Origin of the sequence: Trichococcus sp. K1Tr (assembly GCF_028309625.1) — a bacterium.
Lineage (GTDB): Bacteria > Bacillota > Bacilli > Lactobacillales > Aerococcaceae > Trichococcus.
Genome location: NZ_JAQMHR010000004.1, coordinates 122,154 through 135,910, shown reverse-complemented (window position 1 = coordinate 135,910; position 13,757 = coordinate 122,154). Strand labels below are relative to the sequence as shown.

At 47.2% G+C, this 13,757-nt stretch carries 12 protein-coding genes; 4 read left to right on the top strand and 8 right to left on the bottom strand.

Annotated features, from left to right (window positions below; translation table 11 throughout):
* Positions 1–9: 9 nt before the first annotated feature.
* The 3 genes from PH235_RS09000 to nrdD all read right to left on the bottom strand — a co-directional run bounded on the left by PH235_RS09000 (position 10) and on the right by nrdD (position 4,085).
* Entirely contained in the window at positions 10–933 is a 924-nt protein-coding gene (locus PH235_RS09000; RefSeq protein ID WP_272162028.1) for an aldo/keto reductase, read from the bottom strand.
* Between the two features lie 345 nt (positions 934–1,278).
* Positions 1,279–1,839, bottom strand: coding sequence for an anaerobic ribonucleoside-triphosphate reductase activating protein (gene nrdG, locus PH235_RS08995; RefSeq protein WP_272162027.1), 561 nt, complete (start codon positions 1,837–1,839; stop codon positions 1,279–1,281).
* Positions 1,840–1,862: 23 nt separating this feature from the next.
* Positions 1,863–4,085: an anaerobic ribonucleoside-triphosphate reductase gene (nrdD, locus tag PH235_RS08990; protein WP_272162026.1), complete on the bottom strand. Its 2,223-nt coding sequence runs from the start codon at positions 4,083–4,085 to the stop codon at positions 1,863–1,865.
* A gap of 574 nt (positions 4,086–4,659) precedes the next feature.
* Here nrdD and PH235_RS08985 point away from each other — a divergent pair.
* The 4 genes from PH235_RS08985 (at position 4,660) to PH235_RS08970 (ending at position 7,903) form a co-directional block, all read left to right on the top strand.
* Complete coding sequence (locus PH235_RS08985) at positions 4,660–5,019, top strand: hypothetical protein (protein WP_153060389.1); 360 nt, start codon at positions 4,660–4,662, stop codon at positions 5,017–5,019.
* A gap of 388 nt (positions 5,020–5,407) precedes the next feature.
* Positions 5,408–7,087: an ammonium transporter gene (locus tag PH235_RS08980; RefSeq protein ID WP_272162025.1), complete on the top strand. Its 1,680-nt coding sequence runs from the start codon at positions 5,408–5,410 to the stop codon at positions 7,085–7,087.
* 170 nt (positions 7,088–7,257) lie between these two features.
* Complete coding sequence (locus PH235_RS08975; protein WP_272162024.1) at positions 7,258–7,737, top strand: GNAT family N-acetyltransferase; 480 nt, start codon at positions 7,258–7,260, stop codon at positions 7,735–7,737.
* The gene (locus tag PH235_RS08970) at positions 7,730–7,903 is read left to right on the top strand and encodes a hypothetical protein (RefSeq protein ID WP_157080403.1); all 174 of its coding nucleotides are present in this window, start codon (positions 7,730–7,732) and stop codon (positions 7,901–7,903) included. Before PH235_RS08975 ends, PH235_RS08970 begins: the two co-directional genes overlap by 8 nt.
* A 72-nt stretch (positions 7,904–7,975) precedes the next feature.
* Here PH235_RS08970 and PH235_RS08965 read toward each other — a convergent pair whose 3' ends face one another.
* From PH235_RS08965 to PH235_RS08945, 5 genes are all read right to left on the bottom strand, one after another.
* A complete protein-coding gene (locus PH235_RS08965) occupies positions 7,976–8,797 on the bottom strand; it encodes an ABC transporter permease subunit (protein ID WP_272162023.1) in 822 nt (273 codons plus the stop codon).
* On the bottom strand, positions 8,790–9,680 hold the full coding sequence (locus PH235_RS08960; protein ID WP_272162022.1) for an ABC transporter ATP-binding protein: 891 nt from the start codon (positions 9,678–9,680) through the stop codon (positions 8,790–8,792). The genes PH235_RS08965 and PH235_RS08960 overlap by 8 nt, the downstream gene beginning before the upstream one ends.
* A 279-nt stretch (positions 9,681–9,959) precedes the next feature.
* Complete coding sequence (glnA, locus tag PH235_RS08955) at positions 9,960–11,294, bottom strand: type I glutamate--ammonia ligase (RefSeq protein WP_272162021.1); 1,335 nt, start codon at positions 11,292–11,294, stop codon at positions 9,960–9,962.
* A 45-nt stretch (positions 11,295–11,339) separates the two neighbouring features.
* Positions 11,340–11,729 (bottom strand): MerR family transcriptional regulator, encoded by a 390-nt coding sequence (locus PH235_RS08950; RefSeq protein WP_272162020.1) that lies wholly within the window; start codon positions 11,727–11,729, stop codon positions 11,340–11,342.
* Positions 11,730–12,114: 385 nt separating this feature from the next.
* Positions 12,115–13,569 carry an amidase gene (locus PH235_RS08945; RefSeq protein WP_272162019.1) on the bottom strand — a complete coding sequence of 485 codons (1,455 nt, stop codon included), beginning with the start codon at positions 13,567–13,569 and terminating at the stop codon, positions 12,115–12,117.
* Positions 13,570–13,757: the final 188 nt, after the last annotated feature.

Genomic DNA, 13,757 nt, shown 5'->3' with positions numbered 1-13,757 from the left:
TGCCTTTGTTTAAGGCAATTTTTTGCCGGCAGCCTTGTAGAGGTCATACCACTCGGTGCGGCTCAACGCCACATCGGAAGCTTTACAGATGGCCGCGATGCGCTCCGGATTCATGCTGCCGACGATCGGCTGCATTTTGGCAGGGTGACGCAGCAACCAAGCGATTGCAATTGCTTCACGCGATACGCCTTTGTCCTCGGCCATCGCTTCGATTTTTTCATTCAACTCCACATAATCGGGATGATCGAAGAACAGCCCCTTTTTCCCGTTTCCGACTTGGAAAGGCGACCATGGTTGGATCGTCATGTCCGATATCCGGCTGTATTCCAGGACGGATCCGTCATGCATGAATGATGGATTGTTCACCATATTCACGTTGAAGCCGGCATCGATCATCGGTGCATGCGTCAGACTCAGTTGCAATTGATTGATCAATAATGGTTGTGTGACAACTTTCTTCAATAATTCGACTTGCATCGGATTTTGGTTGCTGACGCCGAAGTGGCGCACTTTCCCTGACTTTTGCAGTTCATCAAAGGCTTCCGCAACTTCCTCCGGTTCCATCAAAGTATCCGGCCGATGCAAAAGCAAAGCGTCCACATAATCGGTCTGGAGGCGTTTCAGGCTGCCCTCCACTGATGCGATGATGTGTTCTTTGGAGAAATCGAACATAACACCCGGAATGATACCGCACTTCGTCTGCAGCATCACGCTGTCCCTCGCGATGCCGAGTTCCTTGAAGGCTTTTCCGAAAATTTCCTCTGAAGTTCCTCTGCCGTAAATATCCGCATGATCGAAATAATCGATACCGTTGTCCACTGCCGTGCGGATGACCGTTGTTGCCTCTTCATGCGTCAAAGCGTTCATGCGCATGATGCCAAGCGAAATTTCTGATGCTAAAAGTCCTGAATTGCCGATGTTTATTTTTTTCAATTGTCATACCAGCTTTCATTTTGGATTTTCTTGAAAACGTTTCAATAAATTCAGTATAGCATTTTTGGTGTCTTCATGTGAACTGAAGCGCCTCCCCGCAGGGGCCTGAAAAGATGAATATAGTGAATTTATCCATCTTTTTAAGCCCCGCGCAAGCCATATAAGATGGATAAACGTAAGATATCCATCGTTTTAGGCTCCAAGCCATGCTAAAAGATGGATAACTCGGGTGTATCCATCTTTTCTGCTTCTTCATAACTACGACCGCCACTCCGATACGGGATAGGCGCAAAAAAACAGATAGTGCTGCCTCGAAGCGAGACGGCACTATCTGTTTTTTTACATTCAAGAATACGCATTGGCCCAGAGAACCTTTTCTCCGGCTTCCAGCGATTTTTGTACATCAACGATAGTCTGGTTGGAGCTGCCGCGGAATTTCAATGTCAGATCGCGTTTGGACAGTTCAAAGCGGCCATCGACGAGCACATCCATCAAGCGCAGCAATTCCTGCTTATCCTCGGATTCTGAAGCCAATTCGTCCCAGTAGTAACCGGTCCAGCCCCAGATGTCCTTGGTCCGGCCGAACTCTGCCCTGATCCGCTGCGCAAGCCGCAGTGCGACCTTCGTGTTGAGGAAAGGTTCGCCGCCCAAAAGCGTCAATCCTTGCACATAAGGCTGACGCAGATCGGCCATGATCTGTTCCTCCAACTCGTCGGTGTACGCAATCCCGTAGTCGAAGTTTTGGACAATCTTGTTGTAGCAGCCTTCGCAGGCGAACAGGCAACCGCTCAGATAGATGCTGCAGCGCACGCCTTCGCCGTCGACAAAGTTGAACGGCTTGTAGTCCGCCACTTTGTCTTTGCTGTATGTTTCTGCCAACCATTCTTGCGGTTGCGGGTTTTTCACTTCACATCACCTAACTGTTCTGATTACTGTTCTGACTTGCAATCCGCATGCAGATGTTTGACGCGGGCCGAAATTTCTTTATGGCGACCTTTCACCATCGGACGGATCTGTGGGTTGCCGAGATAACCGCATGTGCGTTTTACGACGTCGCATGTCTGCGGATCGGTATTGCCGCATTCCGGGCATTGGAACCCGCGCTCGGTCGGATTGAAGTCCCCTTCGAAACCGCACTCCAAGCAGTGGTCGATCGGCGTGTTCGTTCCCAGATAGCCGACTTTGTCGTAGGCGAAATCCCAGACTGTTTCCAACGCTTTCGGATTTTGCTGCAGGTTCGGGTATTCGCAATAATGGATAAAGCCGCCTGAGCAATATTGCGGATATTCCATTTCGAAGGCGATTTTCTCGAAAGGATTCGGATTCTTGCGGACATCGTAATGGAAGCTGTTTGTGTAGTATTCCTTATCTGTAATGTCGGAAATGATGCCGAATTTCTCTGTGTCCATGCTGCAGAAGCGATCTGTCAAGCTTTCGCTTGGAGTCGAATAAACGCTGAAATGATAACCGTATTGGTTGCCCCAAGCATCCGTTTTTTCCTTCATCTTCTTGACGATGTCCAAAGTGAAAGCTTTTGCTTCGGGATTCGTTTCCCAATCTCCTCCGTAAAAGACGGTCGCCGCTTCATAAAGCCCGATGTAGCCCAAAGAGACGGTCGCACGTTTGTTTTTGAATAATTCATCGACCTGATCCGTTTCGCCCAGACGTTTCCCGAAGGCCCCGTGCTGGTACAGGATCGGCGCGTTCGTAGGCGTCGCTTCTTTGGTGCGCTCGACACGGTAGACAAGCGCATCCTTACAGATCGCCAAGCGTTCCTCAAAGATGTTCCAGAAAGCTTCCGGATTCCCTTCCGACTCCAAGGCGATTCTCGGGATGTTCAACGTCACGACCCCAAGATTCATCCGACCGGAATTAACTTCGTTTCCGTTTTCGTCTTTCCATCCCTGCAGGAAGGACCGGCAACCCATCGGTGTCTTGAAACTGCCTGTCAATTCAACGATTTTATCGTACATCAGCACATCCGGATACATCCGTTTGGTGGCGCAAGTGATGGCTAATTGTTTGATGTCATAGTTTGGATCTTGCGTCTCCAAGTTTGTGCCTTTTTTCAAAGCGAAGATCAATTTCGGGAAGATCGCTGTGCGTCTTTCTTTGCCCAATCCTTTGATGCGCACTTGCAGGACGGCTTTTTGGATTTCGCGCGCAAACCAATCCGTCCCCAAACCGAATCCGAGTGTGGTGAATGGTGTTTGTCCGTTTGAAGTGTAGAGTGTGTTGATTTCGTACTCCAGGCTTTGCATAGCATCGTAGATGTCTTTGCGGGTTTTTTCTTCGGCATAAGCGATCTGTTTCGCTTCGCCATCCACCCAATCCTTAGCTGTTTCCAGATGCTTCTCATAGTTCAGGCGTGCGTATGGTGCCAACACTTCGTCGACACGGTCTGCGCTGCAGCCGCCGTATTGGCTGGAAGCGACGTTCGCAAAAATCTGTGCCATTTGGGCAGTCGCCGTGTTGACTGAACGCGGGCTGTCCACTTCGGCGTTGCCGATTTTGAAACCTTCACGAAGCATATTCTGGAAATCGATCAGGACACAGTTCGTCATCGGTGAATATGGCTGGTAATCCAGGTCATGATAATGGATATCGCCTTTCATATGGGCGTTGGAAACGTGTTTCGGCAACATTCTCAGTCCGATTGCTTTCGCAGCCACCCCTGCCGTCAAGTCACGGATCGTATTGAAGACGCGGCTGTCCTTGTTGGCATTCTCATTGACGATGCTCTGATCGGCATTCATCAGACTTTGGATGCGCAATTCGATGTCCTGTTGTTGCAGCTTTTTGACTTTTTTCGTCAATTTGTAGGTATTGTAGGCTTCCGCTAACGGCAGATTTCCCATTTCGGCAAGCGTCGCTTCAACTTGATCATGGATATCATCTGTCGAAACACTTTCCGTTTCTGACGCAATCAGTTTGTCTACGACCAATGCCACGACAGCATCCACATCGTAATCTGCAGCCGCTTCGTTCTGTTCAGACAAGAAACGCTCCGCTTTCTTGATCGCTTTGTATATTTTCTTGGCATGAAAAGGCACAACCCGTCCATCCGCCTTCAACACTTGGATATTCACCTCTGCGTCATCGACTTGAAGATTCGTGCTTTCATTCAAGAAATCCGTTGGTAATGAAGCCATATTTTTCCCACTCCTTAGTTAAAAATTAACCGAACATGCAAAAAAAGCTAATAAAAAGTAAGAGGTCGTTACAAAATGAGCAAGCTTTCCTTGCGGGACGCGCTTCTCAAGTTGGATGCCTCCACTTAAAGTAGACTCTGTTTCGATTCTCTTTATATACTATATATCATCCACACGCAAATTTCCACCACAATATATAGTGTTTCAAACCAAATTCCGTCTAGGGCAGGCAGACACATTTCGGCCTGTTGGTCAATAAGAAAATGCCCTGAAAATGAATTGTTTGCTGTTTCCTTAGCAGACTCCCACTTACATAGCTAGAACAGAAACAATAGCCAAACAAACCCAGTCAATCCGTTTTGATTTCCGAACAATGCCCCTAATATTAAAAAAATGTTAAAAAACATATAAAGTACATAAAATCAATAGAATCTGCTGTACTTTGGAAATAAAAGCGGTTATACTATGACTTGTCACAAATGTAAGCGATTCATTCTTTTTTTCGGATCCATTATCCGGTTTTATGCCGCAGGGATGTCAAAAGAATGAGCAGAGAAAAAGGGGGGAAATGCTAGTGTGGAAAAATAGAATGTTGCCTGAAATATCCAAAATTGCTAAATTTAGAATACCGGTCGGAGAAGACCTATTTTTGAGACAGTGCGCTTCTTGGCAAAACCTTTTCCATCTGCCTTCATCTTATCGCTACCCGACTGGAAGCATCCAGGGCTACATTACACGATTGAATTGGACCGATGAATTTATCATTCTTGAAAAAGAACATAATGAAGCATTCGAATATTTTATTGTCGATAGAAGAATTGAATCTGTAAAAGGCCCTTTTTCCATAGAAGGGTTCGAGAAGGCACTAAAAGAGGAAGCGATCGAGTTGCCATTGATTGAATTATCGGAAATGGACTGGATCATCAACTTTTAGAAGATACCGAAAATACCAAAAGCCGTAAAGGGCGCATGTGATCATGTTCCCTTTACGGCTTTTTGTTGTGAAATTTCACTTTTTGCCGGATATCCCTGCCAATGTGACCTCTTTCTTGTCAGTGATTCTAACATCCGACATATTCCCTACTCTCCCATGTTAGATTTATTTTAATCATATTGACCAAAAAAACACAACCACATCCAACATTACTGCAATTCGATGAGATTTTATATTAAATCTCTCATCGAATTGACATTTAAACGCTTGCAAACGTTGCTTTAACAACTATGTTATATAATCTGACATGGAGCGTAAGCAGGATATAGCACCAATAAAATTATTTCTATACACTAAGACTATGCTAAAACAAAAGGAGGAATAATTTATGTTTTCATCAGTAGATACATTATGGACCTTGCTGGGAACGGTATTGGTATTCTTTATGCAAGCCGGTTTCGCAATGGTCGAGACGGGATTCACTCGCGCCAAGAACGCGGCGAACATCATCATGAAAAACCTCATGGACTTTGTGCTCGGATCGTTGGGATTCTTCCTCATCGGATACAGCATCATGTTCGGGGACGATATCGCCGGCATCATCGGAACTCCTGCTTTATTTATGGAAGGACTTGATTCCACCATTCCTGGAACCGTACATTTCATGTTCCAAAACGTATTCGCGGCAACTGCAGCCACTATCGTATCCGGAGCTGTTGCGGAACGGACAAAATTCAGCTCTTATCTCGTGTACTCTTTCATCATCTCCTTGTTGATCTACCCTATCTCAGGTCACTGGATCTGGGGCGGCGGCTGGTTAGCTCAAATGGGCTTCATCGACTTTGCCGGATCTACAGCCGTGCATATGGTAGGTGGCGTTGCTGCTCTTGTCGGAGCTGCCGTAGTCGGTCCACGTATCGGAAAATATAAAGATGGTAAAGCACAAGTCATTCCTGGACACAACCTGACAATCGGTGCACTAGGCGTATTCATCCTATGGTTCGCATGGTTCGGGTTCAACGGAGCTTCAACCGTTGCGGCAACCGGCGACGAAACACTTGCCTTGATCGGTACTATCTTCTTGAATACAAACTTATCCGCAGTCTCAGCTACTCTGGTCACTCTCTTATTCACTTGGAAGAAATATGGTAAGCCCGATGTTTCCATGACACTGAACGGTTCATTGGCAGGTCTTGTAGCCATTACTGCAGGTTGTGCGGTCGTATCTCCTTTCGGCGCTATCGCCATCGGATTAATCGCCGGCTTTGCCATCGTCCTTGCTGTTGAATTCGTCGATCAAAAATTGAAGTTCGATGATCCTGTCGGTGCATTCAGTGTACACGGCGTGAATGGTGCATTGGGAACAATCTTAGTCGGTGTTTTCGCAACAGATGGCGGATTATTGTACGGTGGTGGATTCAACATGCTGGGGGTCCAAGCTTTGGGTGTCGCTTCTGTGGCAGCCTACACAGCCGGTTCCATGTACGTAGTCTTCAAGGTCATCCAAAAGACAATGGGTCTCCGCGTTACTGCTGAAGAAGAAATCGTCGGCATGGACGTCGCTGAGCATGGCTTGACTTCAAGCTACCATGACTTTGTCGCAACGACTGCATTCGAAGATTATGTAACAGACAGCAACAAACCTGCAGAAATCCCTGCTATCCAAGAAGTGGATTTGAGTAAAGTTGGAGCCTTCAAATTGGCTGATTCAGGCTACACGATGAATAAAGTGGAAATCATCGCTAATCCGGATAAACTGGAGCGTCTGAAAGCGGAATTGAACGCTATCGGCGTAACCGGCATGACAGTCACATCCGTGCATGGTTACGGGCTCCAAAAAGGCCAACAAACCTTCTATCGTGGAGCGAAGGCTGAGGGCAATCTTTTACCGAAAGTCCGCATCGAAACGATCATCAGCGAGGTGCCTGTCGAAGAAGTCATCCGTGCTGCCCGCCGCGCTTTATACACGGGTCATGTCGGTGACGGTAAAGTCTTCGTTTCCCCTGTTGCCGATGCCTTCCGCATCAGCAACAGTGATTCAGGCCCAGCTGCCCTGAAATATTATTAAAGCGAGTAACGAACACTAAATAAAGCCAAGGAGCCGTCTCACTGCGAGACGCGCTACTTGGCTTTATTTCTTTGCAGCAAACCATTTCCAGGTTTTTTGTTTGCCTGCGCTTTGCTATAATAAGGACTATGATGGTGGCTCTCCACCGATCGATGAGGAGGAAAATATACATGTGGGTCATCAAACCTTTTGAAGAACTGACGGCGAGGGAATTGCATCTGATCTATAAAGAGCGGGTCGCTGTTTTCGTCGTGGAGCAGAATTGCCCCTATCAAGAGGTGGATGATACCGACCTCGTCAGCATCCACTTCTGGAAGCAGGCGGAAGATAGGCTGTTGGCCTATTCCCGGATGATCCCGGAATTAGATAATGTGCGCATCGGACGCGTTCTTGTCCCGCAAGGCGAACGCACCCATGGCTATGGCCAGGAATTGATGCAGGTCGTGCTGGAGTATGCAAAGATGCATTTCCCCGGACTAGCGATCCACGCGCAAGCACAAGCCTACCTGCAGGATTTTTATGCCTCATTCGGATTCCGGCCCGTATCGGATATCTACCTGGAGGATGATATCCCGCATATCGACATGATCATTGATTCGCAGAACACTCAAACGGAAAGTAAAAACCAACAGGAGGAACATCGTGAATAAATATCTTACAGCCAGCATACTAGGCATCATCAGCATAGGAATCAACGTCTGGATCATGTACCAGACACGCTACGACAAAGGCCTGAACCCGATCACAAAGAAAAACCTGGAGAAATTGTCCTACGCCCTGATCGTCGCCGCAGTAATGTTCATGACATTCGGTTAATCCAAAATAAAAAAGCCCAGCGCGGGCTTTTTTATTTTGATTAATTCAGGACCATCTAAACGACCTATAACACTAAACCTGGATCCGCAAATCTTTTCTGCCGTAGATGAGATAGCTTAGACCCAATACCAGCAAGCTTCCGATGATGCAGATGACCATATACTCCCAGGAAATCCCCTCTTCCAGCAATGCCGCTGGATGTGCGTATTCGATCGGCGACAAAACACGCAGAAATTCATAGTCATCAACCATCTTCGAGACAAGGCCGATCATGTACGTGCCGAAAACCAGCAACAACGCGACTCCGCTTGTTGAACGGCTGCTCGCGATGAACGTTGAGAAAAGGAAGCCGATTGAATAAAAGAACAATAATACCAACGACTCCGCGCCGAAAATCAGCGTGATATCTTTTATGATTTCCACAAAATCGGCTCCATCCTCCTTGAACAGATAGATGAACAGCAAAGCTGCTCCATACAAGACAATCCAAAAGATCATCAGCAGCACCAAATTGGCGATATACTTGCTCGTGACAATGGCTTTTCTGCTGATTGGCTGGGCATACAGATACTCAATCGTGCCGTTCGTCTCTTCCTTGATCAGCGCTTGGGCCCCTTTCATCGTTGCAAAAATGCAGGCAGCCAAAAAGAGATACTGAAAGATGTAGGCAAAGAATCCGGTAGCCTGCAGCAAGCTTGCTCCGTTCGTGAGCGAGAAGGCTTCCAGCATCTCCGGAGGCATCGCATCGAGCTTGGTCGTCAGGATATCCTCCATCCCTTGATTCGCCATAATGGGAAACATGGCCATCATCATCCCCATAATCAGGACCATAAAGAAAAGCCATACGAATAACCCGCCGCGTTCTTGTTTCCACTCCAATCGGATGCTATTCATGGGATTCACCTCCACCGTATAGGGTCATGAATTTTTCCTCCAGATTCTGATTGCGGATTTCGATATCCTCCAAATCCAGAGGCGCCATATCGGCCAGGATCTGTTTCACATTGTCCTTGTACAACAACGAAACGACCCGGTCTGTCCTGGAAAGGACACGGTACCCTTTGGATTCGAAATCCTCCGTTCCGAGGGCTGAACCGGTCAGGGTCACCACTTTCCCAGGTTGATAACCGGATGCCATATCTTCCACGGAAATGATTTTACCTTCACGAATGAAGGCCGTACGCGTACAAAACGCTTCCACCTCCGGTAGGTTATGCGTAGAAATGAAGATGGTAGCACCTTCCTTGTTTTGGTGGTTCAGCTCTTCAAATAAACGATGCTGCATCAAAGGATCCAGCCCATTCGTAGGCTCATCCAAAATCAAAAGCTCCGGATTGAAAATCAGACTGTTCACGATTGCGACTTTTTTCCGATTCCCCAAAGAGAGGTCCTTCATTTTCTTTTTTGGCTCCAATGCGAAGCGTTCCACATAATACGCCATCATTTCCTTTATGTTCCGGATATGATGGAATTTCCCCGTCATCATCAAAATTTCTTCTACAGTCAGATTGCTGTAATAATGCACATCGCTCGGAACGTACCCGATGATGCGTTTCAGGCTCTCGGAATCTTTCTGGGCATCCAATCCGAAAATCCTGGCACTTCCTTTGCTCGGCTTTATGAAATCAAGCAACAGCTTGATGGTTGTGGACTTCCCGGCTCCGTTCGGTCCGATGAAGCCGAACCGTTCACCTTGTTCCACTGTAAGGTGGATATTGTCCAAAGCTGCACGCTTGCGGTAAATTTTTGTCAAACCTTCCATTTCGATTGCTTCCACGGTGACCCCTCCTCTGAAGAACTTTACATATATCCATTATACGTTTTCTCGGTTGAAGTTTACAGCACCAGCACGTTTTTTCTTCCCCGAACGAGACAAAAGACCGAGACAAATTTGTCTCGGCCTTTTGGGGAAGTGCGTGAATCATCACACTCTTCGTAAACGCGTTCTGAATCCCAGAAATCTGTGCCTAAGCTGACTAACACACGAGGACAAAAAGCGTCCTCTTTGTGTTAGTCCTCTTAGTGCTCGATTTCTAGAGCAGGATTCATCTCGCTCTTAGTACATATTCAAGTATTGTTCTCTTTCCCACTCTGTTACTTGTTGGATGTAAGACATTACTTCGATTTCTTTTGATTCGACGAAATTGTTGCTGATGTGGTCGCCTAATGCGCCAACCAATAATGGATTTTTGGAAAACTCTTCAAGAGCTTCTTGCAATGTTGTAGGCAAGTCCAAAATTCCGTTTTCGTAACGGTCTTCAGCTGACATTTGGTAGATGTTGCGGTCGATTGGAGCTGGAGCTTCCAATTTGTTCTTCACGCCGTCAAGACCTGCAGCCAATAATGCAGCTAAAGCCAAGTATGGGTTAGCAGCTGGGTCAACGCTACGCAATTCAACACGAGTGGACATGCCGCGTGATTCTGGGATACGGATCAGCGGTGAACGGTTTCTTCCGCTCCATGCGATGTATACAGGCGCTTCATAACCAGGAACCAAACGTTTGTATGAGTTAACGATTGGGTTGCAGACAGCAGTAAAGCCGCGAGCATGTTTGATCAGACCAGCGATGAATTGGTAAGCTGTTTCGCTTAATTGACGATCATCGTTTTTGTCGTAGAAAGCATTGCCGTTTTCGTTGAATAAAGACATGTTGAAGTGCATTCCGGATCCGTTGATTCCGAATACTGGTTTAGGCATGAACGTTGCATGCAAGCCATGTTTGCGGGCTACAGTCTTAACAATCAGTTTGAACGTTTGGATGTTGTCGCAAGCTTCAACAGCATTTGCGTATTTCCAGTCGATTTCGTGTTGTCCTGGTGCAACTTCGTGGTGGCTTGCTTCGATTTCGAAACCTAAAGCTTCTAATTCCAAAACAATGTCACGACGGCAGTTTTCGCCCAAGTCAGTAGGAGCCAAGTCGAAGTATCCACCTTGGTCGTTCAAGCTAAGGGTAGGGTTGCCTTTTTCATCCAATTTGAACAGGAAGAATTCAGGTTCAGGTCCCAAGTTGAATTCAGTGAAGCCCAAGTCTTCCATTTCTTTAAGAGCACGCTTCAAGTTGTTACGCGGATCTCCCGCAAATGGTTCGCCACTTGGCATATAGATATCACAGATTAGACGTGCAACTTTGCCTTGTTCAGTGCCCCATGGGAATACTAACCATGTATCCAAATCTGGGTACAAGTACATATCACTTTCTTCGATACGTACAAAACCTTCGATGGAAGAACCGTCGAACATCATTTTGTTGTCTAATACTTTTTCTAGCTGGCTGATAGGAACTTCCACGTTTTTGATTGTTCCTAAGATGTCAGTGAACATTAAACGCAGGTAACGGACATTATCCTTCTTTGCTGATGCGATGATTTCTTCTCTAGTAAATTTTGGCATTTGTATTCCCTCTCCTTGACTATGCTTTGTTTGTTTTTTTTGTTTTTATAATCTTCCCCAAGGTTTACTTGAATCCCCAGGGTTAAATCCACTTGCGTTGAGTATTTCTTTGTAGAGGATGCGACGGACATCTTCATCTGTCAAGTTTTTGTGCTTGTTCTCAAGCTCCTCTTCTTGCTGCTTTTTCAGTCTTTCGGTACTGTACATCCGTTTGATTGCAGTGATGTTCAACCCTTCAGCCAAATAGTCTTTGACTTCCAGCAAACGATCGACGTCGTTCAATGAAAACATCCGGCGATTGGTGTCTGTCCGCTTAGGATGAACGAGTTCTTGCTCTTCGTAATAGCGAATCTGCCGTGCTGTCAGATCCGTCAGCTGCATGACCGTTCCGATGGTGAAAACAGCCATCGAACGTCGTAGCTCTTTTTCTTTCATGCCAACCCCTCCATCGAAGCTTCTGAGTTGAGTGAACCACAGATGTATACTTTTTCTTCAGGAGTTAGCGCCTGTTGAGAAAAAGGTAATTCTTTTCAGCAATTAATCGTATTTCCTAGCAATTAATTGAGTCATTTAATACAACAAGAATACTCCAAATTCTCATACAAGTCAATGCTACCTTAACATCGTTTGTGACATTTTCTCACATGGATGTAAACCCTTGTCAGAATAACATTTGAAAGGCATTTCATCTCCCCTTGATAGGCCAATTTCCTCGCATGGAAATAAAAAAAGGGCGCATTAACGAAAAAAATATTAAAAAAAAATGTGAGTCATGCAGCCAATGAAGATAGAGCATTGTGGTTCTTATCGATGCCTCAAATCACATGAACAAGCCAGCTCTCTCCACTACCGCAGCGATGTCCAACAGCCACTCCTCTTTCCCTTTCGGGGCCGTGAACTGCACCCCCAAAGGCAATCCAGCAGCTGTGCGGTACACCGGCAGACTGATGGCAGGCAGCCCGGTCAAATTCGCTTGTTGCGTGAACGGGGTCACACCCAGGCTCTCTTCAAACATGGTCCAGACAATCTCTTTCCTGTCCGCTGCCGACAGCAGATCCGACCTGCGCATCCGCTCCTTCAGTTCTTCGCTTTGGAAAGAATAATCGATCAGAGGAGCACTCGCTGCCGTAGTCGGCTGCAGCAGCAGATCATAATTCCCATGGAACTGATCCATCGTGGCCGCAGCTTGGTCCCAAAGTCCCAAAGCCAAGGAGTAGTCGCCTCCGGAGATCGTCCGGCCGTACTGATAGAGGGACCAGGAAACCAATTCCATGTCATTGGCCGTCAATGGGCGCCCCAGTTTCGCGGCAAAGCCTCTCAGCATGGCCTCCGTTTCGGCTCCATTCATCGCGTAGTAGGCCTCCATCAAACGGATGCCGTCGATGTCGGGTGTTTTTTCTTCCACCTCGTAGCCCAACTCTTCCAGCGCTGCCACGGTTTGGAGTACAGCCCGCTTTGCGTCCGCGCTGACTACGGATTTCACCGGCGATTCCAATGAATAGGCGATCCGGAACTTGCGCCGCTTTCCGGATTGAAGTTCCTGGAAATGGCTCCCCGGGAATAAAGGGGTCTGGAAAGGCGCTGCCGCCTGGACAGTCTGCAAAGCATCCAGCATCATCGCTGTATCCCTTACCGTCTTCGTCAAGGCGAAGCTGATTGATGCGCCTTGCCAGCCGCGATAAGATCCCGGCCCCACCGGTGTCCTTCCTCTTGTCGGTTTCAATCCCACCAAGCCAGTGAAGGAGGCCGGAATCCTGATTGAGCCGCCCCCATCACTGGCGGTGGCGATGGCCACCATATCCGCCGCTACAGCCGCTGCCGCACCTCCGCTGGATCCACCCGGAGAATGGTCCGGATTGAAGGGATTTCTGGCCGGACCATGGATGAAGGCATCCGTGATGTTCTTGAACCCGAATTCGGGTGTGCTCGTCTGACCGATGACGATGAAGCCGGCCTTCTCGATTGCTTCAACAAAATGACTGGTGCGGGGAGCGACATAATCCTTCAGCAACCGCGATCCTGATGTCGACGGCTCCCCGGCAAGGTCCTGACCCAGATCCTTGATAAGTATCGGCACGCCGCCGAATAAGGTGTTCCCGAAATCCCGTGTCCTGGCTTCATGCAGCGCTTTTTCCATCCGTGTATGCACGACGGCATTGCAGCGGGGATTTTCTTCCTCTATCTTTTTGAAGGCATCCACAATCAATTCTTCGGGGGATACCTTCTTCGTTTTTAAAAGTCCGGTGTAGTACAGGGCATCTTTCTGGCGATCCATAAAAAGCCTCCTTCTCAGTTTCACATTTTCTTCCATTGTAGGTTGCTCGCCAAAAAAAGGCAACGGTTTGCCGGTTGCTTTGCCTTCCCATTCCTGATACCTTGACTATTCGCCAAGCTGCCGATAGTATTTCCCAATCGTTTTTAATGACAACCAAACTGAAATATAGTAGAATCCTTCTATTGTAC